Origin of the sequence: Pseudomonas sp. NPDC089534 (assembly GCF_044749305.1) — a bacterium.
Classification (GTDB): Bacteria; Pseudomonadota; Gammaproteobacteria; order Pseudomonadales; family Pseudomonadaceae; genus Aquipseudomonas; species Aquipseudomonas ekonensis.
In genome coordinates this window covers 1-25,301 of sequence record NZ_JBIVHR010000087.1, presented here as the reverse complement: position 1 = coordinate 25,301, position 25,301 = coordinate 1, and the positions used below count along the sequence as shown (strand labels likewise).

At 65.8% G+C, this 25,301-nt stretch carries 21 protein-coding genes; 7 read left to right on the top strand and 14 right to left on the bottom strand.

Annotated features, from left to right (window positions below; translation table 11 throughout):
- The first annotated feature begins 19 nt into the window (after nucleotides 1-19).
- Entirely contained in the window at nucleotides 20-1,453 is a 1,434-nt protein-coding gene (locus ACIP0B_RS22455) for a TolC family outer membrane protein (RefSeq protein WP_400836128.1), read from the top strand.
- Between the two features lie 32 nt (nucleotides 1,454-1,485).
- Here the strand turns inward: ACIP0B_RS22455 and waaA are convergent, their stop codons facing one another.
- Together waaA and ACIP0B_RS22445 are read right to left on the bottom strand one after the other, a co-directional pair.
- Nucleotides 1,486-2,766 carry a lipid IV(A) 3-deoxy-D-manno-octulosonic acid transferase gene (gene waaA / locus ACIP0B_RS22450; RefSeq protein ID WP_400836126.1) on the bottom strand — a complete coding sequence of 427 codons (1,281 nt, stop codon included), beginning with the start codon at nucleotides 2,764-2,766 and terminating at the stop codon, nucleotides 1,486-1,488.
- Between the two features lie 11 nt (nucleotides 2,767-2,777).
- The gene (locus tag ACIP0B_RS22445) at nucleotides 2,778-3,680 is read right to left on the bottom strand and encodes a LysR family transcriptional regulator (protein WP_085585268.1); all 903 of its coding nucleotides are present in this window, start codon (nucleotides 3,678-3,680) and stop codon (nucleotides 2,778-2,780) included.
- A gap of 103 nt (nucleotides 3,681-3,783) precedes the next feature.
- On the opposite strand from ACIP0B_RS22445, the gene ACIP0B_RS22440 reads away from it, so the two are divergent.
- The 4 genes from ACIP0B_RS22440 (at nucleotide 3,784) to ACIP0B_RS22425 (ending at nucleotide 7,321) form a co-directional block, all read left to right on the top strand.
- Nucleotides 3,784-4,116 (top strand): multidrug efflux SMR transporter, encoded by a 333-nt coding sequence (locus ACIP0B_RS22440; RefSeq protein WP_085585270.1) that lies wholly within the window; start codon nucleotides 3,784-3,786, stop codon nucleotides 4,114-4,116.
- Nucleotides 4,117-4,342: 226 nt separating this feature from the next.
- Nucleotides 4,343-5,518, top strand: coding sequence for an NAD(P)/FAD-dependent oxidoreductase (locus ACIP0B_RS22435; RefSeq protein WP_400836123.1), 1,176 nt, complete (start codon nucleotides 4,343-4,345; stop codon nucleotides 5,516-5,518).
- Nucleotides 5,515-6,327 (top strand): aldo/keto reductase, encoded by an 813-nt coding sequence (locus tag ACIP0B_RS22430; protein WP_400836122.1) that lies wholly within the window; start codon nucleotides 5,515-5,517, stop codon nucleotides 6,325-6,327. The genes ACIP0B_RS22435 and ACIP0B_RS22430 overlap by 4 nt, the downstream gene beginning before the upstream one ends.
- A 31-nt stretch (nucleotides 6,328-6,358) precedes the next feature.
- A complete protein-coding gene (locus tag ACIP0B_RS22425; RefSeq protein ID WP_400836120.1) occupies nucleotides 6,359-7,321 on the top strand; it encodes a metal ABC transporter ATPase in 963 nt (320 codons plus the stop codon).
- A 147-nt stretch (nucleotides 7,322-7,468) separates the two neighbouring features.
- Here the strand turns inward: ACIP0B_RS22425 and hldE are convergent, their stop codons facing one another.
- The 4 genes from hldE to msbA all read right to left on the bottom strand — a co-directional run bounded on the left by hldE (nucleotide 7,469) and on the right by msbA (nucleotide 12,275).
- Nucleotides 7,469-8,890 carry a bifunctional D-glycero-beta-D-manno-heptose-7-phosphate kinase/D-glycero-beta-D-manno-heptose 1-phosphate adenylyltransferase HldE gene (gene hldE, locus ACIP0B_RS22420; RefSeq protein WP_400836118.1) on the bottom strand — a complete coding sequence of 474 codons (1,422 nt, stop codon included), beginning with the start codon at nucleotides 8,888-8,890 and terminating at the stop codon, nucleotides 7,469-7,471.
- 102 nt (nucleotides 8,891-8,992) lie between these two features.
- The gene (gene cysC, locus ACIP0B_RS22415; RefSeq protein WP_400836116.1) at nucleotides 8,993-9,601 is read right to left on the bottom strand and encodes an adenylyl-sulfate kinase; all 609 of its coding nucleotides are present in this window, start codon (nucleotides 9,599-9,601) and stop codon (nucleotides 8,993-8,995) included.
- Nucleotides 9,594-10,298 (bottom strand): sulfotransferase family 2 domain-containing protein, encoded by a 705-nt coding sequence (locus tag ACIP0B_RS22410; RefSeq protein WP_400836114.1) that lies wholly within the window; start codon nucleotides 10,296-10,298, stop codon nucleotides 9,594-9,596. The genes cysC and ACIP0B_RS22410 overlap by 8 nt, the downstream gene beginning before the upstream one ends.
- A gap of 174 nt (nucleotides 10,299-10,472) precedes the next feature.
- On the bottom strand, nucleotides 10,473-12,275 hold the full coding sequence (gene msbA, locus ACIP0B_RS22405) for a lipid A export permease/ATP-binding protein MsbA (protein ID WP_400836112.1): 1,803 nt from the start codon (nucleotides 12,273-12,275) through the stop codon (nucleotides 10,473-10,475).
- A gap of 154 nt (nucleotides 12,276-12,429) precedes the next feature.
- Between msbA and ACIP0B_RS22400 the strand changes: the two genes are divergently transcribed.
- Nucleotides 12,430-14,292 (top strand): O-antigen ligase family protein, encoded by a 1,863-nt coding sequence (locus ACIP0B_RS22400; protein ID WP_400836110.1) that lies wholly within the window; start codon nucleotides 12,430-12,432, stop codon nucleotides 14,290-14,292.
- Entirely contained in the window at nucleotides 14,292-15,509 is a 1,218-nt protein-coding gene (locus ACIP0B_RS22395; RefSeq protein WP_400836108.1) for an acyltransferase family protein, read from the top strand. The genes ACIP0B_RS22400 and ACIP0B_RS22395 overlap by 1 nt, the downstream gene beginning before the upstream one ends.
- A 21-nt stretch (nucleotides 15,510-15,530) precedes the next feature.
- Here ACIP0B_RS22395 and ACIP0B_RS22390 read toward each other — a convergent pair whose 3' ends face one another.
- The 8 genes from ACIP0B_RS22390 to ACIP0B_RS22355 all read right to left on the bottom strand — a co-directional run.
- The gene (locus ACIP0B_RS22390; RefSeq protein WP_400836106.1) at nucleotides 15,531-16,451 is read right to left on the bottom strand and encodes a glycosyltransferase; all 921 of its coding nucleotides are present in this window, start codon (nucleotides 16,449-16,451) and stop codon (nucleotides 15,531-15,533) included.
- Nucleotides 16,448-17,602: a glycosyltransferase family 4 protein gene (locus tag ACIP0B_RS22385; protein WP_400836104.1), complete on the bottom strand. Its 1,155-nt coding sequence runs from the start codon at nucleotides 17,600-17,602 to the stop codon at nucleotides 16,448-16,450. The genes ACIP0B_RS22390 and ACIP0B_RS22385 overlap by 4 nt, the downstream gene beginning before the upstream one ends.
- Nucleotides 17,599-19,035, bottom strand: a complete 1,437-nt coding sequence (locus tag ACIP0B_RS22380; RefSeq protein ID WP_400836102.1) for a PIG-L family deacetylase — start codon at nucleotides 19,033-19,035, stop codon at nucleotides 17,599-17,601. The genes ACIP0B_RS22385 and ACIP0B_RS22380 overlap by 4 nt, the downstream gene beginning before the upstream one ends.
- Before the next feature lie 8 nt (nucleotides 19,036-19,043).
- Nucleotides 19,044-19,940 (bottom strand): antimicrobial resistance protein Mig-14, encoded by an 897-nt coding sequence (locus ACIP0B_RS22375; RefSeq protein WP_400836100.1) that lies wholly within the window; start codon nucleotides 19,938-19,940, stop codon nucleotides 19,044-19,046.
- Nucleotides 19,940-21,070, bottom strand: coding sequence for a glycosyltransferase (locus ACIP0B_RS22370; protein WP_400836098.1), 1,131 nt, complete (start codon nucleotides 21,068-21,070; stop codon nucleotides 19,940-19,942). The genes ACIP0B_RS22375 and ACIP0B_RS22370 overlap by 1 nt, the downstream gene beginning before the upstream one ends.
- Entirely contained in the window at nucleotides 21,054-22,811 is a 1,758-nt protein-coding gene (locus ACIP0B_RS22365) for a carbamoyltransferase (RefSeq protein ID WP_085585299.1), read from the bottom strand. The genes ACIP0B_RS22370 and ACIP0B_RS22365 overlap by 17 nt, the downstream gene beginning before the upstream one ends.
- Nucleotides 22,812-23,038: 227 nt before the next feature.
- On the bottom strand, nucleotides 23,039-23,839 hold the full coding sequence (locus tag ACIP0B_RS22360; RefSeq protein ID WP_400836096.1) for a DUF3800 domain-containing protein: 801 nt from the start codon (nucleotides 23,837-23,839) through the stop codon (nucleotides 23,039-23,041).
- A gap of 281 nt (nucleotides 23,840-24,120) precedes the next feature.
- Nucleotides 24,121-25,301 (bottom strand): lipopolysaccharide kinase InaA family protein (locus tag ACIP0B_RS22355; protein WP_400836094.1); only part of this gene is annotated, 1,181 nt, incomplete at its 5' end.

Genomic DNA, 25,301 nt, shown 5'->3' with positions numbered 1-25,301 from the left:
TCAAGCTAGGGATCGCCTCATGCTGCGCAAACTCTCACTGGCTGTCGCCGTGTCTTGTGCGTCCAACGCCATGGTCTGGGCAGCGGAAGCGCCATTGTCGACCAAGACCGACCTGGTCAGCGTCTACCAGGAAGCGGTCGACAACAACGCCGACCTGGCCGCCGCCCGCGCCCAGTACGGCGCCCAGAAGGAAGTGGTGCCCCAGGCACGCGCCGGGCTGTTGCCCAACCTCTCCGGCGGCGCCGAAGTGGCCAACGTGCGCACCAGCATCGATCAGCCCTCGGCCACCGCCAACCGCAGCGCCCACTCCTACCAGGCGACCCTGGCCCAGCCGCTGTTCCGCGCCGACCGCTGGTTCCAGTACCAGGCCGCCAAGGACGTCGACGAGCAGGCCGCCCTGCAACTGTCGGCCACCGAGCAGAACCTGATCCTGCAATCGGCGGAAAGCTACTTCAACGTGCTGCGCAGCCAGGACAACCTGGCCTCGACCAAGGCCGAGGAAGCCGCGTTCAAGCGCCAGCTCGACCAGTCCAACGAGCGTTTCGACGTGGGCCTGTCGGACAAGACCGACGTGCTCCAGTCCCAGGCCAGCTACGACACCGCCCGGGCCAACCGGATCGTCGCCCAGCGCCAGGTCGATGACGCGTTCGAGGCGCTGATCACCCTGACCAACCGTCAGTACAACTCGATCCAGGGCATCGTGCACACGCTGCCGATCCTGCCGCCGGCGCCCAACGACGCCAAGGCCTGGGTCGACACCGCCGCCAAGCAGAACCTCAACCTGCTGGCCAGCAACTACGCCGTCAGTTCGGCCGAGCAGACCCTCAAGCAACGCAAGGCCGGCCACCTGCCGACCCTCGATGCGGTGGCCAAATACGAAAAGGGCGACAACGACGCCCTCGGCTTCGCCAACCCGAACGCCTTCGGCACACCCTACCGCGGCAACGTCGAGCAGAGCACCGTGGGCCTGCAACTGAACATCCCGATCTACAGCGGCGGGCTGACCAGCTCCCAGGTGCGCCAGTCCTATGCGCAACTGGACCAGAGCGAGCAGCAGCGCGAATCCCTGCGCCGGCAGATCGTCGAAAGCACCCGCAACCTGCACCGCGCGGTCAACACCGACGTCGAGCAGGTGCAGGCGCGCCGCCAGTCGATCATCTCCAACCAGAGCGCGGTGGAAGCCACGGAAATCGGTTATCAGGTGGGCACGCGCAACATCGTCGACGTGCTCGACGCCCAGCGCCAGCTCTACACCTCGGTGCGCAACTACAACAACACCCGCTACGACTACATCCTCGACAACCTGCGCCTGAAGCAGGCGGCCGGCACGCTCAACCCCGGCGACCTGCAGGACCTGACCCGCTACCTCAAGCCCGACTACAACCCGGACAAGGACTTCCTGCCGCCGGACCTGGCCTCGGCGGCGGAAGCGCAGCTCAAGGCTCGCCCCTGAAACAAAAAACGCAGCCCGAGGGCTGCGTTTTTTCATGGGCGGCCGATCAGCCGGCCCAACCCGTCCAGCAACCGCTGCAACGCCCCCTGATTGCGGCGCATCACGTCCAGCCCCGCCTCGGCCATGCGCTGCGCATCCCGGGGCAGCTCGAACAGGCGCTGCACTTCAACCGCCAATCCTTCGGCGTCGTCCACCTCGGCCAACGCCCCGGCGCTGCGCAGCTGCGCGGCGATGTCGAGGAAGTTGAACAGGTGCGGGCCGCTGATCACAGGTTTGGCCAAGGCCGCCGGCTCCAGCAGGTTGTGCCCGCCGTTGGGCACCAGGCTGCCGCCGACGAAGGCGCTGTCGGCCAAGGCGTACAGGAACAGCAGTTCGCCCATGGTGTCGCCGAGCAGCACCGACGTGCCGGCCTCGACATTCGCGCCCGTGGAGCGGCGCACCGTGGCGAAGCCTTGCCCTTGGCACAGTTCGAACACAGCGTTGAAGCGTTCCGGATGACGCGGCACCAGGATCAGCAGCGCATCGGGATGGCTGGCCAGCAGGCGACGGTGGGCGTCGAGCACCACTTCGTCCTCGCCGACATGGGTGCTGGCGGCGATCCACACCGGACGCTCCAGCGCCTGCCACTGCCCGCGCAGTTCGGCGGCGCGCTGCAGCAATTGCGGATCGACGGTGAGGTCGAATTTGATCGAGCCGGTGACCTCGACCGTCTCCGGCCGTGCGCCCAGGTCGCGGAAACGCCGGGCCTCGGCCTCGGTCTGCACGGCGAACAGGCTCATCTCGGCCAGCATCGGCCCGGTGAGCTTGCCGAACCGCGCATAGCCCTTGGCCGAACGCTCGGACAGCCGCCCGTTGGCCAGCGCCACCGGAATCCCGCGCTTGGCGCACTGGTGGATGTGGTTGGGCCACAGTTCGGTTTCCATGATCACCGCAAGCTTGGGCTGCGCACGGTCGAGGAAGCGCGCGGCCGCGCAGGGCAAGTCGTAAGGCAGGTAGCAGTGCTGGATGCGCGGCTCGTCGGCGAACAGCGCGCGGATCCGCTCCGAACCGGTGGGGGTCATGCAGGTCACGGTGATCGGCAGCTGCGGATAGCGCTGCAGCAAGGCGCGGATCATCGGCGCGGCGGCGATGCTTTCGCCCACCGACACCGCGTGCACCCAGATCCCGCCGGGCCGCAGCGCCGGCATCCCGTAGGAGAAACGCTCGCCGATGCGTTTGGCGTAGGCCGGCGCCTTGCGCGAACGCAGCCACAGCCGAATCGCCACCAGCGGCAGCCCCAGGTAAAACAGCGCGGAGTAAAGAGTTCTATTCATGGCGGCGCAGTCTATCGGCTTTTGTCGCCGATCGCCCGCAAGTGCACGGCAAATCGTTCGGCCAACCAGCGGGCCGCCGGGCCCAGCGGTTCGTCGCGGCGCCAGACCAACTCCACCACCAGCGCCGGCGGCGTCCATTCGCTGTCGAGCTCGACCATCAGGCCCTGGTACGCCGAATACTGCACCACATGGCGCGGCAGCCAGGCCCAGCCCAGATCCCGCACCAGCCACTCGGCCATCACGTAAAAGCTGTCGGCCCGCCACACCTGCGGGCTGGCGGGCTCGTTGCCGGGGTAGACGCTGGTCTGGGTCGACATCAGCAACTGCCGGTGCTGCGCCAGTTGCCGGGCGTCGACGTACGGCTGCGCCGCCAGCGGATGGTTGACGCCGCAGACCGTGACCATGTCCACGCTACCCAGCACCCGGCGCTCCAGCGCTTCGGGGATTTCATCGTGATAGAACAGCAGCCCCAGGTCGGCGCGGCGCTCCACCAGCTTGCGCGCCACTTCGCCCTGGGCGGCGCTGGTCAGCTGCACCTCCAGGCTGGGGAACTGCTCGGCCAGCGCGCCGAAACTTTCCACCAGGGCCTGATAGGGCATCGCCTCGTCCTGGGCCACCCGCAGCTGCGCTTCCTCGCCGCGCATCATCGCGATCGCCCGGCCGTTGAGGCGTTCGCACTGGCGCAGCACTTCCCGCGCGTCCTCCAGCAGCGCCTCGCCGGCCTCGGTGAGGCTCGGCTGGCGCCCGCTGCTGCGCTCGAACAGGCTGACGCCCAGGTCATCCTCCAACTGGGCGACCGCGCTGCTGATCGCCGACTGCGCCTTGCGTTGCCGGCGCGCCACGGCGGAAAACGAGCGCTGCTCGGCCACGTCCACGAATACCCGCAGTTGATCCAGGTTCCATTGCATGTTCATTGCGCAACCCATCTCTTTAACAGATAGGTAATGACTTTACCGCATCCGGACAAGCCCTAAAATGCCGACCTCAGAAAGCAACGTTTCACATGAGGATCGAACCATGACCGCCTACGCCTACCTGGCCATTGCCATCTGCGCCGAAGTGATCGCCACTGTCTCGATGAAAGCGGTCAAGGGCTTCAGCACGCCCCTGCCGCTGCTGCTGGTCATCGTCGGCTACGGCATTGCCTTCTGGATGCTGACGCTGGTGGTGCGCAGCGTGCCGGTGGGCGTCGCCTACGCGGTGTGGGCCGGCATGGGCATCGTGATGGTCAGCGTGGCGGCGCTGTTCATCTATGGGCAGAAACTGGATATCCCGGCGATGCTGGGCATGGCGCTGATCGTGTTGGGCGTCGTCGTGATCCAGCTGTTCTCCAAGACTGCCGGCCACTGAAGGCCAACCCTGTGGCGAGGGAGCTTGTCGGATCGCCGCACCGTCCCGCTCGGCTGCGAAGCAGTCGCTCACCGGCCGACGCGCCTTTGGGGCCGCTCCGCGCCCCAGCGGGAGCAAGCTCCCTCGCCACAGGTTTGTGTAGCCTTGCGCACGGATGATCAGCAGCAAATCCCCTTTCCCCCGAGTCTGTATACTGCGCCCTCGTCTTGAACACTGAGGTCGTCGCATGCCATCCACAATTTCCACCGACGTGCTGATTGTCGGCGCCGGTGTCGCCGGTCTCTGGCTGAACGCGCGCCTGCGCCGCCAGGGCTTTTCGACCGTGCTGGTGGAAAGCGCCAGCCTCGGCGGCGGGCAGAGCGTGAAGTCCCAGGGCATCATCCATGGCGGCGCCAAGTACGCGCTGCACGGCGCCCTGACCGGCGCCTCGGAAGCCATCGCCGACATGCCGCGCCGCTGGCGCGAGGCCCTGGCCGGCACCGGCGAGCTGGACCTTGCCGGCGTGCGCCTGCTGTCCGAGGCCCATTACCTGTGGTCGCCGGGCACCCTGGCGGGCAACCTCACCAGTTTCTTCGCCAGCAAGGCGGTGCGCGGGCGGGTCGATCAGGTCAAGGGCGAGCAACTGCCGCCGGCCCTGCAGGACAAGCGCTTCAAGGGCAAGGTCTATCGCCTGGCCGAACTGGTGATCGACGTGCCGAGCCTGATCGCGCGCCTGGCGGAGCTGGCCGGCGACGGCCTGCTGTCCGGCCAGAAGATCGAACCGCTGCGGGAGAACGGAGCGCTGGCGGGCCTTAAGGTGGACGAACGCGAGATCCGCGCCCAGCGCATCGTCCTCAGCGCCGGCGCCGGCACCGCCGACCTGCTGGCGGCGCTGGGCCTGAGCCAGCCGGCCATGCAGACCCGTCCGCTGCACATGATCATGGTCAAGGGCCCTGGCCTGAAGCCGCTGTACGCCCACTGCCTGGGCGGCGGCACCAAGCCGCGCATCACCGTGACCACCCACCCGGCGGCCGACGGCCAGTGGGTCTGGTACCTGGGCGGCGACATCGCCGAAGCCGACGGCGTGGCCCGCGAGCCGGCCGAACAGATCGCCACCGCACAGAAGGAACTTGGCCAACTGCTGCCCTGGATCGAGCTCGGCAACGCGCAATGGGCGACCCTGCGGGTGGACCGCGCCGAACCGCTGCAGTCCGGCCTGACCCGCCCCGACAACGCCTTCCTCGCCGAACAGGACCGCCTGCTGGTGGGCTGGCCGACCAAACTGGCCCTGGCGCCGGACTTCGCCGACCGCGTGCTCGCCGCCCTGGAGCGCGACGGCATCAAGCCGGGCGCCCCTGCCGCCCTGCCGGCCCTGCCGAAGCCGCCCCTGGGCGTGCCGGCCTGGGAGCAACTGCTGCCATGAGCCAAGCGACCCTGCACGATCTGCACCGCCCCTTGGGCAGCACCGGCCTGAGCGTTTCGCCGCTGGGCCTGGGCACGGTCAAGCTTGGCCGCGACCAGGGCGTGAAGTACCCCAACGGCTTCCGCATCCCCGACGACGACGAAGCCCGGATGCTGCTCAAGCTCACCCGGGACCTGGGCATCAACCTGATCGACACCGCCCCGGCCTACGGCCGCAGCGAAGAGCGCCTCGGCCCGCTGCTGCGCGGCCAGCGCCATGAGTGGGTGATCGTCAGCAAGGTCGGCGAAGAGTTCGCCGACGGCCAGTCGCGCCACGACTTCAGCGCCGCCCACACGCGGATGTCGGTGGAACGCAGCCTGCAACGGCTGGAGACCGACTTCATCGACCTGGTGCTGGTGCATTCGGACGGCAACGACATGGCCATCCTCGAAGGCTGCGAGGTGTACGAAACCCTCGCGGCGCTCAAGGCCGAAGGCAAGATCCGCGGCTTCGGCATTTCCGGCAAGACCGTCGAGGGCGGCGTGAAGGCGCTGGAGCAAGGCGACTGCGCGATGGTCACCTACAATCTGAACGAACAGAACGAGAAGGCCGTCATTGACTATGCTGCTGCCCACGGCAAGGCCATTCTGGTGAAGAAAGCCCTGGCCAGCGGCCACATATGCCTCGCTCCCGGCGTGGATCCGGTGCGCGCCAGCTTTGAGCTGCTGTTCGGGCAGCCCGGCGTTGCCAGCGCCATCGTCGGGACGATCAACCCGCTGCACCTCGCCCACAACGTCGCGACCGTTGCACAGGTCCTTCGTGGTCTCTGACGCCGCCCCGCGGCCTTAAGCAGGAGCCGACATGCCGCGCACGCTCATCAGAAAGAACCCGAGCAACTTCAAGACCCTGCCGCTGTTCGTCGAAGCGACGCCCGAGGGCCTGACCTACCAGAGCGTCGGCAGGCCGCTGAACTTCGCCCAGACCCTGCAGCGGCGGCGCCCGGTCACGGTGCCGGACGCCGAGCGCTTTGCGCTGGAGCTGGCCAACCTCGGGGTGTCGGTGCGCCTGACCCTGCGTTGGCAGAACCGCGACTACTGGGTGCTGGTGCGCCAGCGCCGGCAGGATCGCGGCGACGTGGTGCTGAAACTGATTTCCGGCTACGTGCCGGCCCATGAGCTGAACCTGCCGCTGCACACGGCGATTCAGGAAATCGCCGAGGAATGCCTCCTGGAAACGCCCGAAGGCTGGCTCGGCGGGCGCTTCAACGACACCTGGCTGCCGGCGCCCTATGCCGCGGCGCTGCATTACCGCGAGGCGTTGCCGTTTCGCCTGACGCCGGAATCCGGCTCGGCGCGGCCGGTGCGCTGCGCCAGCCTGCAACTGCTGGAGCGTCCGCGGGCCTATGTGCACCTGCCGACCGCCTCGTTGCAGTTGATCTATGATCTGCGCCTGGACGTGCCCAAGGAAGCCAAGAACCTGAGCCTGTTCCATGTGGACGAGCGTCTGGAAGGCGACCAGTTGGTGGCGCGGCTGGACCGCAAGCGTCCGGACCTTTACCTGATGCCGCTGCAGGACGGCGAGCCGCTGGCCGAGCTGTACACACTGAAGAAAGGCCAGCTGCACCCGGCCGGCACCCGCGGCCTGTACCTGGCCGAAAGCTTTGCCCGGCAGGATGGCTGGCTGGTGCGCGATGAGCGGATCCGCTGGAAGGACTGGCTGCGCCAGCAAGGGCTGACCGCCCCCGCCAAGGACACGGGGCTGGCCCGGTTGCGGGGCAAGGCGACGCAACTGCTGAAGAAGATCGTACCGCGCAAGGCGGGTTGATCGGCGGGGCCTTGTGGCGAGGGAGCTTGCTCCCGCTTGAGTGCGAAGCGCTCATTTCATCGATGAGGGGGCCGCTTCGCGACCCAGCGGGAGCAAGCTCCCTCGCCACAGGGCGAACACCTTGCCGCAGGCAAGGTGTTCGCCGGGTCAGTTGCCGCGGATCTTTTCCACAATCGCCGTGGTGGAGCTGTTTTCCACCAGCCCCAGCACCTTCACCGTGCCGCCGTAGGCCTTGACGATGTCGGCGCCGACCACCTGGTCGATCCCGTAGTCGCCGCCCTTGACCAGCACGTCCGGCTTGACCTCGCGCAGCAGGTTTTCCGGGGTGCCTTCGGGGAAGCTGATCACCCAGTCCACCGCACCGAGGCCGGCCAGCACGGCCATGCGCCGGTCGACGCTGTTGATCGGCCGGCCCGGCCCCTTCAGGCGGCTGACCGAGGCGTCGTCGTTGATCGCCACGATCAGGCGGTCGCCCTGGGCCCGCGCCTGCTCGAGGTAGGTCACGTGGCCGGCGTGGAGGATGTCGAAGCAACCGTTGGTGAACACGATCCGCTCGTTGTGCGCCCGGGCATCGGCCACCGCCAGCAGCAGTTGCTCAAGCCCCAGCACGCCGCGCTCGGAGCCCTCTTCGCGCTGGATCGCGCGGCGCAGTTCCGGGGCGCTGATCGCCGCCGTGCCGAGCTTGCCCACCACGATGCCGGCGGCCAGGTTCGCCAGCGCCACCGCATGGGGCAGGTCCTCGCCGGCGGCGATCGCCGCCGCCAGGGTGGAGATCACCGTGTCGCCGGCGCCGGTCACGTCGAACACTTCGCGGGCGCGGGCCGGCAGGTGCAGCGCCGGGTGTTCCGGACGCAGCAGGGTCATGCCGTGTTCGCCGCGGGTGACCAGCAGCGCGCCGAGCTCGAGGTCGTGCATCAGCGCCGCGCCCTTGCTCACCAGCTCGTGCTCGTCGGCGCACTTGCCGACGATGGTCTCGAACTCGCTGAGGTTCGGGGTGATCAGGCTGGCGCCGCGGTAGATCGAAAAGTCCTTGCCCTTAGGGTCCGCCAGCACCGGGATGCCCTTGGCGCGGGCGGCCTGGATCAGCGCCTGATGGTTTTTCAGCGCGCCCTTGCCGTAGTCGGACAGCACCAGCACCTTGATGCCTTCGAGCAGGTCGTCGACCTGTGCGCCGAGGGCCAGGGCGTCGGTGGCGAACGGTTCTTCGAAGTCAATGCGCAGCAGTTGCTGGTGCCGGCTCATGACCCGCAGCTTGACGATGGTCGGCTGGTGCGCGATGCGCTGGAACAGGGCCCGCACGCCCGCGCCCTTGAGGCTGTTGCTCAGGCTGTCGGCGGCCTCGTCGTCGCCGGTCACGCCGACCAGCGACGCCGGCGCACCTAGCGCGGCAATGTTGAGGGCAACGTTGGCGGCGCCGCCCGGACGGTCTTCGATCTGCTCGACCTTTACGACCGGAACCGGCGCCTCAGGGGAAATCCGTGAGGTACCACCATGCCAGTAACGGTCGAGCATGACATCGCCGACCACCAAGACAGGGGCTTGATCGAATCGCGGCATGGACAACTTCATGGAGCAACCCACATACAAAATGAACAGGGGCGCGATATTAGCACAGGGTTGGCGAAGGCTTGTGCAGCGGCTGCAACAGGATGAAACAGAACGCTTTTCCGCTCATTTCCTGATCAGGATCTCCGACAGCCGGCTGCACGCCTCGGACAGCTCGACGCTTTCGGTGTCGATCCGGCATTCCGGCGCCAGCGGTGCCTCGTAGGGGCTGTCGATGCCGGTGAACCGGCTGATCCGCCCCTCCCGGGCCGCCTGGTAGAGCCCTTTGGGATCGCGGCGCGCGCAGACCGCCAGGGCGGTGCTCACGTGCACTTCGATGAAGTCGCCCTCGGCGAACAGCCGCCGCGCGGCGTCCCTGTCGGCGCGGAACGGCGAAATGGCCGCCACAATGACGATCAGCCCCGCATCGACCATCAACCGGGCCGTTTCGGCCATGCGCCGGACGTTTTCCCGGCGGCCCGCATCGTCCATGCCCAGATCCCGGCACAAACCGTTGCGCAGGTTGTCGCCGTCGAGCAGGAAGGTGTGCCGGCCCGCGTGGTGCAACTGCATCTCCAGGGCGTTGGCCAGGGTCGACTTGCCGGCGCCGGACAGCCCGGTCAGCCACAGGCAGCGCGGGTGCTGGGCCTTCAGCGCGGCCCTGGCCCGATGGGACAGCGCCAGGGTGTAGGGACGGATCGCCGCCGGCGACAGTGCCGCAAGCGCCTCATTCATAGCCGAGCAACTCGTAGTCGCGCCGGTAGACCCGACGCACCAGCCGCCGCGTGCGCAACGAGCAGAACTCCCGCGCCGGCATCGGCTGGCGCTGGCGGGAGCCGTTGACGTGCGGCAACCGGCCCGCGATGCCCAACTGCTCGCAGACCAGACGGAAATCCCGCTCCAGGTGTTCCTGGTAGCCGATGAAATCCAGCGCCGGATGCCCCAGCGAATCGACGAGAAAATCGGTCTGCGCGGCGAAGTGCAGTTGCCGCGGGATGGTTTCGGCGTGCAGCCAGCGTGCGACGAAATCGTCGAAGTCGCGGTAGCGCCTGACCAGTTGCTGGGCCGCATGGTCACGGCTGCCCAGTTCGTTGCCGCGCAGGAAGGCGTAGGCCGAATAGGCGCGCTCCAGCGGGTCGCGCACGAACGCGAACTTGTACGCGGCGGCGTATTGTTCGGGAAACTGCTGTTCGTACCAGTACAGCGGCAGGTGGCCGGGACGCCAGTCGTCGAACAGGGCCTTGCACACGCTGCTGCCGGCGCATTTGGGCACATGGATGAACAGGCACGAACGCTGCTCGAACGCCTTGGGGAAGGTCCGCTCGGCCGACATCGATTTGTTCACCACCTGCCGGTCGACCACCGACAGGCGGCCCAGCAGAAAGGCCCGCTGCGGCTTGGGCAGCAGCTTCCAGAGATAACGTTGCAGCATGGCAGGATCCGCGCGAAGGGGATGGCCCCTTCGATTCAGGTTAAGGGTTCGTTCAGAAACCTTAACAAGCACGGTGCCGGGATTTATTCCGGTTTGGTCAAGAAGCGTAAAGGATCGGATACAAACCGAAACCTGCGGCGAGGGAGCCTGCTCCCCCGCCATGCCGGAAGGGCGTCAGGCGATGTCTTCGGCCGGGGCGTCCAGGCCCATGGCGTTGAGGCGGGCGTAGTAGCCGTTCTGCGCCAGCAGCGACTCGTGGGTGCCGCGCTCGACGATCCGGCCCTGGTCCATGACCAGGATCAGGTCGGCCTTCTCGATGGTCGACAGGCGGTGGGCGATCACCAGCGTGGTGCGGCCCTTCATCACCTGATCCAGCGCCGCCTGGATGTGCCGCTCGGATTCGGTGTCGAGCGCCGAGGTGGCCTCGTCGAGGATCAGCAGCGGCGCGTTCTTGAGCAAGGCGCGGGCGATCGCCAGGCGCTGGCGCTGGCCGCCGGAGAGCAGCACGCCGTTTTCGCCGACCTGGGTGTCCAGGCCCTGGGGCAGTTGCGCGATGAAATCCATGGCGTAGGCGTCGCGGGCCGCCTTCTCGATGTCCTCGCGCGGCGCGCCGGCCAGGTCGCCGTAGGCGATGTTGTTGGCCACGGTGTCGCTGAACAGGGTCACGTGCTGGGTCACCTGGGCGATGTGCCGGCGCAGGTTCAGCAGTTTGTACTGTTCCACTTCCACGCCGTCGATCAGGATTTCGCCCTTGTCGTGGTGGTAGAAGCGCGGAATCAGGTTGGCCAGCGTCGACTTGCCGCTGCCCGAACGGCCCACCAGCGCCACCATCTGCCCCGGCTCCGCCGAGAAGCTGATGCCGTCGAGCACCTGCCGGTCGGTGCCCGGGTAGGTGAAGCTCAGGTTGCGCACGTCGAGACGGCCGGTGACCGAATCGCGTGTCACTGTCCCGGTGTCGATTTCCGGCTCGACGTCCAGCTGTTCGAAGATGCTTTCGGCGCCCGCCACGCCCTTCTGGATGGTCGAGCTGACTTCGGACAGCTGGCGGATCGGCTTGGGCAGCAGGCCGGCCAGGGTGATGTAGGCCACCATGTCGCCGGCCGAGGCGTCGCCGCGCAGGAACAGCACCAGGAACATCAGGATCGCCATGGCGGTGTAGATGACCAGTTGCAGCAGCGGCGTGTAGATCGCGCCGGTGCGGGTCATGCGCAGTTGCTTGTCGGTGTTGCCCTGGCTGGCGTCGAAGAAGCGCTTCTCTTCATAGGCTTCGCCGCCGAAGCTGCGCACCACGCGGTAACCCTGGATGGTTTCCGAGGCGACGTGGGTCACGTCGCCCATGGCCAGCTGGATCTTCTTGCTCTGCTTGCGGAATTTCTTGCTCGCGGTGCGCACCATCAAGGCGATGAGCGGCAGGATCGCGACCATCACCAGCGTCAGCTTCCAGTTCATGAACAGCAGCGAGGCGAACAGGAAGACGACGGTCATGCCCTCACGGATTACGACCTTGATCGCATCTGTTGCCGCCCCCGTGACCATTGTCACGTTGAAGGTGATACGCGAAATCAGGTGGCCGGAGTTATGCTTGTCGAAATAGCGGTTGGGCAGCACCAGCAGATTGTTGAACAGCTGCACCCGCAGGTCATGCACGAGGCCCAGGGAGACCTTGGCCAGGAAGTAGTTGCCCAGGTAGGAGCCCAGCCCCTGCCACGCGGCGATCAGGATGATCAGCAGCGGCACGGCCTGCAGCAGTTGCAGGTCGCGCAGGTAAGGCACGGAGGGAAACAGCGCCGCCTCGGGGTTGGACAGGCCGTCGACGAAGTACTTGAGGATGTAGCCGAGCATCGGCTGCGTCGAGGCGAAAATCAGGAAACCGACGATGCTGATCAGGAACAGACTGATGTACGGCCGGACATAGCCGAGCAGTCGGAAGTAGATTTTCAGGCTCGATGGGCCTGCGGCGGGACTGGAGTCGGTCATATCACGCAGAAGTCGATAAAAAGGACGCTGACTTTAGCACAGCTTCTTCAGGGTTCTGGCAATCGGCGAAAGGCTGGTATTGTTAGGCATCTCATTCAGCATCAAACAGCCATCACCCGAATGGCCGAATCTTCTCAGGATTGAATCTCACAGCATGCAACTTCGCGGCTTCAACAGTACTTCCAATCGAGTCTTCGATTTCATCTGCCTGTGGATACTTCCCCTCGGCTATCTCCTGCTCCTGTGCGCGCTGTTTTTCCTGCCTGGGCGTAGCCTGCACCACAAACTGTTCTATGGGCTGTTCAGCATTCCGACACTGATCGCCCTTTGCCTGCGCCCCAGGGAAATCAAGGAACTGCTGCGCGAGCCGCTGATCGTCGCATTGCTGCTGTTCGTCGGCTGGGCGCTGCTCAGCCTGTGCTGGGGGGCCGGGGATGAGCCGGTGGGCGGGATGTTCAAGCCGCCGCTGCATACCGTCCTGTTGTTCGCCGGCTGTTACCTGCTGGTGCGCTACCGCAGCGAGCTGCTGCAGCCCCTGCTGTTCGCCGCGGCGCTGATCGCCTTGGTCGCCACGGCCGTCTTCCTGTTCATGTTCGCCCGCACCTACGCCCCCGGCATGCGCCTGGTCGGCGGGGGAGCGTTCGACAACCCGCTGCTGAGCTCGCACCTGTTCGGCTTTTTCAGTGCCTATTGGCTGAGCATGAGCATGATCGCCAAGCGCCGGCAGTTCCTGTGGCTCAGCGTGCCGGCCATGGCGGTGATGTTCATGGCCGTGATCGCGACCGGCTCCAGGACCCCGCTGGTGGCCCTGACGCTGACGGCTTTGTGGCTGTGCTTCATCTGCTGGAACCGGCGCTCGGTGCTCCTGCTCGGCGCCTTGGCCGTCAGCGGCATCGCGGTGTCCTTGCTGTTCGGTCAGATGCTGCTTGAGCGCGGCGACTCCTACCGCCTGGAAATCTGGCAGATGGTGCTGCACAAGATCGCCGACCACCCGTGGATCGGCCATGGCTACAACGCCAGCCTGGCCATCGACCCGGGGGTCGGGTACGAGTTCGCCGAACCCCACAGCTTCACCTTGGGCGTGCTCTATTACGTCGGCATCCTGGGCCTGCTGCCCTGGCTGTTCTTCCAGGCCTGGGGGTTGCTGAGCAGTTGGCGCCACCGTGTGCAACCGCTGCTGATCCTCGCCTCGGCCCTGCTGGTGTTCGGCATCGGCGCCGGCCTGACGGAAGGCGGCGGCATCATTTCCCGACCGAAGGAGCACTGGTTCCTGCTGTGGATCCCTCTGGCGCTGATCGCCGCCCTGACCATCAACCAACGGGCCCGCCGCCTGCTGACGTTGCCGGTCAAGCCGCTGTCGGCGTCCGGGCTGCAGCAGTTGGCATGCGATGCCCAGGTGATCGAAGAGGACGGCCTGGGCCCCAAAGTCCTGCGCCTGGAGGACGGCAGCTTCCTGAAGCTGTTCCGCCCGCGCCGCTGGTACACTTCCGGCAGCTTCAACCCCTATTCGGAACGCTTTGCCGTCAACACCGAACAACTGCGCCGGATGGGCATCGCGACGCCCCAGGTGCTTGATCTCTATCGCCTGGACGACGGCAGCAGTGCCGTGCACTACTCGCCGCTGCCGGGCCATACCTTGCGCCAGGTGCTGCAGGGCATCACCGCCCCGGCGGTGCGCCAGGCGCTGGTGGAGCGCTTCGGCCGGTTCATGGCGCAGTTGCATGAGCGGGGGGTGTATTTCCGCTCGCTGCACCTGGGCAACGTGTTGGTGCTCGAAGACGGCGAGTTCGGGCTGATCGACCTGGCCGACCTGCGCATCTACCCGTCGGCGCTCAGCCTGTCGCTGCGCCAGCGCAATCTGCGCCACATGCAACGCTACACCGTAGACAAGCGCTGGCTGTTCGAGGATCACCTCGATGCGCTGCTTCAGGGATACGCCATGACGGCGTCCAAATCCGCTGTGGATAACCTGCACAGGCAAGTGCTTGCCGGCTCCGCTCCGGCCCGGGTTCATTGATGAACGAAACCAATCCCCTCATCGCGCTGGCCGCCTATGCGCTGGCCATCGCCTGCGCCGCCCTGCTGCTGCGGGCGGTCCCGAAGATCACCCGGCACCTCCAGCACTCGGGAGAGAGCCGCTACGCCAGCATCGACGGGCTGCGCGGCTACCTGGCGTTCGGCGTGTTCGTGCACCACTCGATCATCACGTGGATCTTCCTGCGGACCGGGGTCTTCGACTTTCCGCCGAGCAACCTCTACGCCATGCTCGGTCAAGGCAGCGTCGCCCTGTTCTTCATGATCACCGGATTCCTGTTCTGGGACAGGCTGCTGACCCACGGCCGCCAGCTCGACTGGCTGGCGTTCGGGATCTCCCGGGTGTTTCGCCTGTATCCGCTGTACCTGCCCCTGATGCTGCTCGTGTTCGTCACGGTGTTCCACCTGCAGGGCTGGGAGCTGAAGGAGTCGGGCGGCCAACTGGCCAAACAGATCCTGGCCTGGCTGACGTTCGACCGACCCGACATCAACCGCCATCCGCAAACCGGCATGCTGATTTCCAACGTGACCTGGACGCTGGCCTATGAGGTGTTCTTCTACCTGGCGCTGCCACTGGCCGGGATGGTGTTCGTCTATCGGGTCAGCTGGTGGCGGGTGGCGCTGTGCCTGATCGGCATTTATGCGCTGTATCAAGTGGTGGGCTGGGAACACTCGCTGAAGAAGCACTTCCTGGCCAGTTTCCTCGGCGGGATCGCGGCGGCCTACTGGATACGCCGTCCGCAATTGGTGGCCTGGAGCCAGACACGGCTGGCCGGCATCATCGCACTGCTTGCCCTGGCGCTGGCCTTCACCGCCTTCAACCGGGCATTCAAGACGCCGCCGCTGCTGCTGCTCTCGCTCTTCTTCGTGATCGTGGCATCGGGCAATCCGTTGTTCGGCGCCTTGAAGCCGCGCAGCATCCGCTGGATGGGCGAAATCAGCTACAGCACCTACCTGCTGCACGGTTTCGTGCTGTGGGTGATGGTGCAGCGCCTGCCGCTGCTGCTGCAGGTCGACGCGCGGGAAACCTGGGTCTACCTGCCGCTGCTGGCGGTGTGCACCTGCCTGCTGATCCTGATCAGCAGCCTGACCTTCCTGTACATCGAACGGCCCGGAATGGCCGCCGGCAGGGCGCTCCTGAACCGGCTGCGTCAGCGCCAGGCCAGCCAGAAGCGCCTGGCGGGAAAGGCCGCCCACTGAGGCCGGGCGACCTTTTCGGGGTCAGTCCTTTTCCAACGGCGAAAACAGCAAGCGGCCCAGGCCGCGCCAGGTCTTCTTGTTCCAGGCCTTGAACGGGATCTGCGCCAGCAGTTCCCGCGCCAGCTTGCGGTCGCGGTTGGCGGTCTTGAGGAACATCGAGTTGAGCGACTTGAAGCGCACCTCGTCGTACAGCGGATGGTCGCTGAACAGCGCGTAGGTGCGCAGGATGTTGTCGATCATGAACCGGTGGTTCTTGTAGGAGTTGGTGGCGTGCTTGCGGTAGCGCGCCATCACCACGTTCAGGCCGTCGATGAAATAGCCGGCACGGGTGACCTTCAGTTCGATCAGCAGGTCTTCGAGGCGGATGGTCGGGTCGAACCCGCCGACCTTCTCCAGCGCCTCGCGGCGGATCATCAGGGTCGGGGCCGGCGGATACGGCTTGCGCTCAAGGAACATGTCATCGAAGTCCAGGCGGCGGAACGGCACGTCGCGGCGCTGGCGCTTCTCCGGGTACAGGTTGCCGTCGGCGTCGATCAGCTCGATGTTGCCTGCGCAGATGCCCACCTCCGGCTTGCCGTCCATGTACGCGACCTGGGTGGCGATCCGCTCCGGGTACATGATGTCGTCGGAGCCGAACGGCACGATCAGGCTGCCCTTGGCCCGGGCGATGGCGCCGTTGAGCGTGTTGGTCAGGCCCTGGTTCTGCTGCACGCGGAAGTCGAACCCGTGCTGCGCCTGCAGGGCGGTGATCCGCTGGACGCTGTCGTCCTTGGAGCCGTCGTCGACCACCAGCAGTTCGATGTTCGGGTACGTCTGGTTGAGGACGCTGAGGATGCTTTCCTCGATGTACGGGCCGTGGTTGTACGACGCGATGATGACGGTGACGACAGGTTGCGCGTCGTTGTGCGCGGTGGCATCGCTGATGCCGGTTGCGTCGCTCATGGCTGTTCCTTGCGGGCCTGTTCCAGGCCGGAGTCGATCAGGTTCAGGTACTCCTGACGGAACACCTCGATGTCATGCTGTTCCTGCAGATAGCGGTAGGCCTGCGCGCCCTTGGCCTTGAGCTCGTCATCCGACAGGCCGAGGTAGGCGTCCAGCGCCGCGGTCAGGCCCGATACGTCCTTGGGCGCGACCGCCAGGCCGCCGGCGCCTTCGATCAGCGGCAGCATGGCCGGCACGTTCGAGGCGATCACCGGCAGATGCCCGCTCATGCCCTCCAGCAGGGCCAGGCCCAGGCCTTCGGCCAGCGACGGCATGGTCCAGATGTCGAAGGCGCGAACGTACTGCAGGGCGTTTTCCTTGAAGCCGAGCAGGTGCGCGCGGCCGCTCAGGCCCAGTTGCGCGATCTCGTCGGCCAGCGGCGCCTGCAGGCGGCCGGCGCCGATGATCGCCAGTTGCGCGTTCGGGTATTTGTCCTTGAGCGCGGCAAAGGCCTGCAGCAGGTACGTGTGGCCCTTGACCGACACCAGGCGCCCCAGGGCGCCGACCAGACGCACGTGCGGGTCGATCCCCAGCAGTTCGCGGGCACGCTCGCGGCTGTGCTGCAGCCCTTCGGCCTGCTCGATATCGATGGCGTTGGTGATGGCCCAGGTGTTGGCGTCGGTGAAGCCGCAGGCGCAGTCCAGCAGGTACTGCTTGACCGCCGGCGACACGCCGACGAAGCGCCAGTGCCGGTCGATCAGGCGCTGGGTCTGGCGCCGCCGGTAGAAGCGGTCGTACTCGCCGAAGCCATGGGAGATGCCGATGCACAGCGGCACCTTCAGCCAGCGGTTGAGGGCCAGCATCATGTTCACCGGCTTGAAGCGGTTGCAGATCACCACGTCGAACTTTTCCCGGCGGCAGAACTTGTACAGCTGCCACATCGCCCGCAGGCGCATGCCCTTGAGGGACTTGTCGGAAAACTCGAAGTACACCGAACGGTCGGCGCGGCTCACCGGCTCGCCCGGGCCGGGCTTGCCGCGCAGGAACGCGGCGGTCACCTCATAGCGGTCCTTGGGCAGGGCCTTGACGATCTGCTCCGCGAGGTCGGCAAAATCATGGGCCTTGACGTTGTAGTCCGGCTGCAGCTGCAGCACCTTTGAACGTTGACTCATACCTCTCCCCGCTGGACGCCTGTCTCACCCTGCCTGATCAGCCAGAACAACTCCTGGCGCCGGACTGCTTTTCTGAAGAATTCGTTTTCGCCGTACACCGACGGCTTGCGGCCCGCCAGCAGCCGCTGGATGCAACGTCGCAGGCGCCGCTTGAACGGGGCCGGCGGCCGCAGGTCGTGCATCATGCCCAGCGCCATGGCCTTGTCGCGCTGCTGCGCGACCGACAACGGCAGGCACAGCGGCTGCATCGGCACCGTCGCGTCGAACGCGGGCGGCAGCGCGATGCCCTGCCCGTTGTCGCCCATCGGCCAGCGGTCGTTGTCGTGCAGGTGGTTGGCATAGCCGAGCAATGTCGGCTGCCAGTCCAGGCCCTCCAGCACCTGCATCACCGCCTGCTGCGAACAGAGGTGGTCGGGGTGCGGGTCGAGGGTCGGGTGCGGCAGCACGATCACGTCGGGACGTGCCCGCAGCAGCACTTCGCGCAGGTCGGCCAGCAGGTTGTTCCAGGTCGGCGCGCCGTCGGCATCGCCGGGCAACGTGAACGGATTCAACCGGCGGAACAGCCGGGTGTCGTTCAGGTCGGCTTCCCGCGAACCCACCGGCTGATTCGGCGCGGCCTGCATCGCCGCCAGTTGCAGGCAGAAGTAGCCGAGCTGCACGCAATGCGCCTGCGGCACGCCGGCCCAGCGCGGCACGGCCAGGCTGTCCCAGGCGCGCAGGCGACCCTTGAGCCGGGCCGCCTCGACCTTGTCCATGCCCATCTGCCGGTAGTGGTCGGCTTCGATCTCGCCGGCGGTCAGGGTCACGATCCAGGCCTCGTCGGCCTGGCTGTACAGGCCGTAGGCCGCCAGTTCGGCGTCGTCGGCGTGCGGCGCGATCACCATCACCCGCTGACGGCGGTAGTCCGGCTGCTCCAGCGCCCACAGCACGGGCTCGCCGGACACGCGGCAAAAACGTCCGCGCAGGCGCAGCCGGCCTTGCGCAAGCGCCTGGGCCTGACCGCTCAGGTTGAGGTAGCGCAGGCCGTTGACGCCTCGCTCGAAGCTCTGGGCATCAGGGTTGTCGCCGCCCAGCAGCTCGACCCGTGGATCGAGAAACCGTCCCAGCCAGGTGCTTTTCACCTTCAGGGCGAGGATCAGGGTGGCGTCCTCCACCAGCATCACGCCGTCATCCAGGCGCAGTTGCCCACCGCTCAGGTGCACCTTGGGCTGCGGGGTGAACGGCGGGAAGCTGTAGCGGTAGTCGTCCTTCGGCGAATAGAACAGGTGATCGGCGAACCAGGCCTCGTGGGCGATCCAGCCGAGCACCGCGAGCAGCGGCGGCAACCACCACGCCACCGCCACGCCCAACGCGGCCAGAACGATCAGGGCGACCAGCAGGCCGATGCGTTTGTTGCGCCGGTGACGCTTGAGCAGTTGCTGCTTGCGGCTCATGGGCTGACTCATACGGTGAACACCGGCACAGGATTGCACCAGCGATCCTTGTATTCACGGTCGGCGCGACCGAAGGAAAAGCGCAGCGGCTTGCCCAGCGTGCGGGCATCTTCCCAGGCGCTCTGGGTGTTGAGGAAACTCAGCACGCTGCCGGGGCTGAACTCACGGGTTTCGGGGTCGACGCCGCCGTTGATGTATTCGACGCTGATCCACTCCGGCGCCTCCACGCGGTACACCAGCTGGATGGCGATCGGCGCACCGTTGAGGAAAATCACCGAGCCGATCAGCAGCTCGCGCAACAGCTCGATCACCTCGGCCATCCGCGCCGCGCCGGTGGCCGGGAAGCCCCAGCGACGCTGGAACAGGTCGCAGTAGATCGCCGCCAGCTCGGCACTGGAGAACTCGCCCACCGGCCGCACCACGCCGCCCGCCTCTTCCAGCAGGCGCAGTTCGCGGCGCTGGTTGTAGCGGAACTTCTTGGACAGTTCCTCGGGCGTGCGGGCCATGGCCAGCTGTTCAGCCTGCGGCTTGAGGCCACCGAAGCGGTTTTCGTTGAGCGCCGACAGGTAGCGGCCGCGATGGCGCAGCGGCGCCTGGGCGTCGGGCGCCGCCGGCAGGATCAGCTCGGCGTTGCCGAGGTCGAACAGGCCCTTCTTGCCGCTGCGCTTGAGCACGTCCTTGGACAACGCCAGATCGCGGCCCCAGGTCGGGATCGCGGCCTTGATTTCGCCTTGCTGTTCCCAGGCCAGGTAACGCACCGGGATCCCGGCCAGGCCGGCCAGACGCTCGACCACCATCGGGTGGGTCGCGACGCTGCCGCCGAAACGCTGCCAGGCCTGTGCATAAGTGGAGGCGTCGACGGGCGACCAGCCACGTTCGCGCCAGCCTTGAAAACGATTGAGCATCAGCCCCTCGGTGCCAGATCGGTGACTTGCGGCAAACGCCAGAACGTGTCGCGCACCGCACGGTCGGAGAACCGCTCGCGCAGCCGGTCGAACATCAGTTCGGCGCATTGGCGGCGCTGCTGTTCGTCCATCCCGGCCAGGTACTGCAGCCCCTGGGCCAGGTGTTCGGCATCGCCGAGCGGGAACAGGATCCCCACGCCTTCGACCACTTCCTTCGCCCCGCCGCAAGCGGTCGCCAGCAACGGCACGCCGGCGGCCATGGCCTCCAGCAGCACCATGCCGAACGGCTCGTGGTCGGAGCTCAGGGCAAACACATCGAAGGCACGGAAGTAATTGCGCGCGTCCGGCACCTGACCGAGAAACAGCACCCGGTCGCCGATGCCCAGCTCACGGGCGAGGGCCTTGAGGCTGTCCTCAAGACGCCCCTTGCCGAGGATCACCAGTTGGCTGTTGGCCGGCAGCCCCGGCAACGCCGCGGCGAAACCGTGCAGCAGGGTGGCCTGGTCCTTGTCCGGGTGCAGGCGGCCGACGTTGCCGACGATCCAGGCGTCCGCCGCCAGCCCCAGGGTTTCCCGGGCCTCGCGGGCCGACACCTGACGGGTCTGCAACGCCCCCACGTCGATGCGGTTGTAGAGGGTCTGGATCCGGGTCGCCGGCCATTTCGGCAGGCAACCGCGCATGTCGTCGCGCACCGCGTCCGACACGCCGAGCAGGCTCAGGCGCTTGCGGAAGAGGTGGGCGAACAGTTTGCGCGAACCGCGTTTGTAATCGCCGAACGCATGGTGCACGCCGATCACCGGCAGCGAGGTGCCGAGCAAGGCGATGTAGATCGGCTTGAAACGGTGGGCGATGCAGAAACTGAAGTTGCGCGAAGCGGCGATCTTGCGCAGATCGCCGATGGCGCCCAGCTTCAGGCCACGGATGGCCTTGGAGCTGTATTCCATGAACAGCACTTCGTCGGAAGCGCAGGCCGCGGCCACCTCGCTGTCGGCGGCCCCGGTCAGGAAGACCGTGGTCACCCGATAGCCGGTGCCCGCGAACAGGCTGGCGTACTGCCGCGCGCAGTCCAGGAACGGCCCGTCATAGCCGTGGCAGAACTGCAGCACATGGCGTTCAGCCGAGCGTGTCATAAGCGTTTGCGCCTTCTTTGACCACCAGAATGTCTTCCATGATCAGGTACTGCAGATCGGAACCGAAGAACATGTTCAGCGCATCGGTCGGCGAGCAGATCATCGGCTCGCCGCGGCGGTTGAGCGAGGTGTTCAGCGACACGCCGTTGCCGGTCAGGTTCTCCAGCGCCTTCATCATGTCGTAGTAGCGCGGGTTGTATTCGCGCTTGAGCACCTGGGCACGGGAGGTGCCGTCTTCGTGGACGACTTCCGGCACGCGGGTCTTCCACTCTTCCGCCACTTCGAAGGTGAAGGTCATGAACGGCGCCGGATGGTCGATCTTGATCATCTGCGGCGCGACGGTGTCGAGCATCGACGGGCAGAAAGGCCTCCAGCGCTCGCGGAACTTGATCTGGTGGTTGATCCGGTCGGCCACGCCTTCGACGCTCGGGCAACCGATGATCGAACGACCGCCCAGCGCGCGCGGGCCGAACTCCATGCGGCCCTGGAACCAGGCCACCGGGTTGCCGTCGACCATGATCTTGGCGATCTGCTCGGGCATGTTGTCCAGCTTGCGCCAGACCGGCTTGTTCTCGTGGCGGGCGCACGCGGCGATCACGTCTTCGTTGCTGTACGACGGGCCGAGGTAGACGTGTTCCATCTTCTCGACCGGCACGCCGCGGGCGTGGGACACATAGGCCGCCGCGCCGACCGCGGTGCCGGCGTCGCCGGACGCCGGCTGCACGAACAGTTCCTTGATGTCGTCGCGGGCGATGATCTTCTGGTTGAGCTTGACGTTCAGGGCGCAGCCGCCGGCGAAGGCCAGCTTGCCGGTCTCCTTGAGCACGTCGCCCAGGTAGTGGTCGATCATCTGCAGCGCCAGTTTCTCGAACAGCGCCTGCATGCTCGCCGCGTAGTGGATGTACGGCTCGTCGGCTATGTCGCCTTCGCGTTTCGGGCCGAGCCATTCGATCAGCTTCGGCGAGAAGTAGAAGCCCTTGCCTTTCTCTTTGTAGCGGCGCAGGCCGATGACGTTGGCGTAGTCGGTGTTGATCACCAACTCGCCGTTCTCGAACGAGGCCAGGCGCGAGAAATCGTATTTGCTGGCGTCGCCGTACGGCGCCATGCCCATGACCTTGAATTCGCCGTCGAGCATTTCGAAGCCGAGGAACTCGGTGATCGCGCCGTACAGGCCGCCGAGGGAGTCCGGATCGAAGAATTCCTTGATCTTGTGGATCTTGCCGTTTTCGCCGTAGCCGAAGAAGGTCGTGGCGTATTCGCCCTTGCCGTCGATGCCCAGGATCGCGGTCTTCTCCTTGAAGCCCGAGCAGTGGTAGGCGCTGGAGGCGTGGGCCAGGTGGTGCTCGACCGGCTCGATCTTGATCTTCTTCGGATCGAAGCCCAGTTGCTCCAGGCACCAGACGATCTTCTTGCGGTAGCGCTTGTAGCGGCGGTTGCCCATCAGGATCGCGTCGAGGGCGCGGTCCGGGGCGTACCAGTAACGCTTGGCGTAGTGCCAGCGGGCCTTGCCGAACAGGCTGATCGGGGCGAACGGGATCGCCACCACGTCAACGTCGGACGGCTTGATGCCGGCCTGTTCCAGGCAGAACTTCGCCGATTCGTAGGGCATGCGGTTCTTTGCATGTTTATCGCGCACGAAGCGCTCTTCTTCAGCCGCCGCCACCAGCTTGCCGTCGATGTACAAGGCTGCGGAAGGATCATGGCTAAGGGCGCCGGACAGGCCAAGAATCGTCAATGCCACAGGGGTCTAGCCTCTTTAGTCTGCATGCAGGCGCGGTGCGCCTTGAAAAGATGATGTGCCCTCGCACCGGGCGAGAGACAGCTAAAGGGCGGGATTATAGCTTAAAAGCACCGACAAACCTCTAGCGGGAACTGGCCGGACGCTGCGTTGACATGCCGCATACCCCGCCATAGACTCAAGCGCAAATGGACTGGGGGATCCCGGTCGGCGCTAATGCCTCGGTGAGATCACCGGGGCTTTTCGCTTTCTGGGGACGGGAAAATCTTCAGCCCCCAATTTTCGAAACCCTCTCCAACTTTGTTCCGGCCGCCGCTGCAATAGAACTTGCGCTTGAGCACGTCGAAAGCCCGATTCTCTTGACCCGCCCTCAACACGCTCATGCCAATGGGTCTCGCAACAAGATCAGCCAACTGCAATCCAGTGGAGTTCACCTGCTTGGTGGCAAAGATGATGTCAAACGGCAGTTGAATGCCCAATCGGTTCGCGCCACTGCACATCCTGCGAAACTCCAGCTCAAGCTCGTTATCCTCCCGCTTCCCCCGGCGCTCGAAAATCACATGCGTCAGTGCCCGCTGCTGATTCTTCTCCTGCAGAAACTCATAGAGCGTTTCCAGACAAAAGCCGAGAGCAAGGTGGTAGGGGTTGTGGCCCGGGCCTTGTTTTTCACGAAGCGAGGCTTTGTCTATCACACAACTGATCAGAATGAAGTTGCTGGCTTCAATGATGCAGGTCAGCTCCTCAAGAAAAGCATTCTTGTGTTCCCTGGATATGAACAGGCCGGAGAACGCTCCCTTTTCTTTACGGATTTCGAGCTCGTGCAGACCAATCAGATCATGCCCCATATGGGTGAACTTGAACTTCTGCAGGGTCGGAATGACTTTCTCGCAGTAATGTTTCTTATGAAAGGCGCAAAACGCGAGCACAAAGACCGGATAGTTGCGATCCAGAGTCTGCATCCCATGATCACCACTCTCATCGACATAAACGATGAAGTCGCCGTACTGACTGGCCGAGGGCAATGGAATCACCTAAGGCTTGTTCGCCGGCAAATATTGTTTTTGCCGTCCTTGGGCTGGCAATGGATCGTGTACGGCAGCACCACCGCGTAAAGGGCGCCGGACGTCGGTAGATTGGCCAGTCGTCACAACCGTTGGGTTCTTCAAGATTTGCCCTCCAGAAACATCAGGGCAAACTAACATCGGGGCTTTACGGGGGGCAGTTATGGGTTCTGGCAAGGCCGTAGGACAAGTCATAAGAATTTGTCGCCACATGCCTTGCCCGATTTCCTTTGCAGAAACCTCTTACGTGCTCACGCAGCGCCCAAGACATCCTTGGGCAACCGCTGATCGATCACCCGGTGCAACGCACTGCCCTCAGGCCAGTTGCGCATGAACCGCGCGCGGTCGCGCGCATAGGCCGGCGCGAAGCGGCTGGCCGATCCGTGCTGGCACATCGAGTCCAGGTCGATCAGCGCCCAACGGTCGCCCTGCCAGAACAGGTTGTGGCCCTTGAAGTCGCCGTGGCTGATGCGCTCGGCGATCAACTGCGCAAACAGCCGGTCCAGCGCCTTCAGCTCCGGCTCCGGGGCCGCGCCGCTTTCGACGTACGGCGCAAAGCGCTCGATGATGTCCGGCCCCGCCAGGTGCTCGGTGATCAGGTAGGCCTTGCGGCGCAGCCAGAAAAACCGCGTTTCCAGCACCGCCAGCGGCTTGGGCGTGGCGATGCCGAGGAACGCCAGGCGGTTGCCTTCGCGCCATGAATGCCAGGCCCGGCTCGGACGCCAGAAACGCTTGAGCCAATGGGCGAAGCCCTTGATGTTGTAGCGCTTGATCACCAGCGGACGCCCGGCGACCTCGACCTTGCCGACGCTGGCCGCGCCGCCGGTCTTGTACAGGTGGCCACGGTCGAGCAAGGCATCGGCCTGCTCCAGCACCGGCAGCATCGCAGGCTCCTCTTCGCGGCGGATCGCCCGCAAGGCGAAAGCGCCGCGGCGGACGGCGAACAGGGTGCACTCACGGCCGACCTTGATCAGGTAGTCCTTCAGGCGCCAGGCGCGCACCTTGTCGATCTGCTTCTGCAAGGCCTCCAGCGGCAGCGCGTGCTCGCTGTTGCCCAGCAGGTAATACACCAGCAGCTCTTCGGTGAACGGCTCCAGCGCCTTGGGCAACTGGGCGAAGAACACGCCGAGGTTTTCCAGCACTTTCTGGCGCGACAGCGGCTGGCCGACGTTTTCGGCCCGGATGCCGGCGCCGTCGATCAGGTACAGCTGCCCGCCGTGACGCAGCAGGTTGTCCAGGTGCAGGTCTTCCTGCCACAGGCCTTGGCCGTGCAACTGCGCGATGGCGCCGAGCGCCTCGGCCAGCACCGCCGACTGCTCGTCCGCCAGCGCCGGCAACGACTCGACCTGGCTCCACGCATCGCCCAGGCTTTCGGCGCCTTCGAGAAACTCGAACAGCAGCCAGCCGCCCTCGCCGTCCTTCAGGCCGTCGG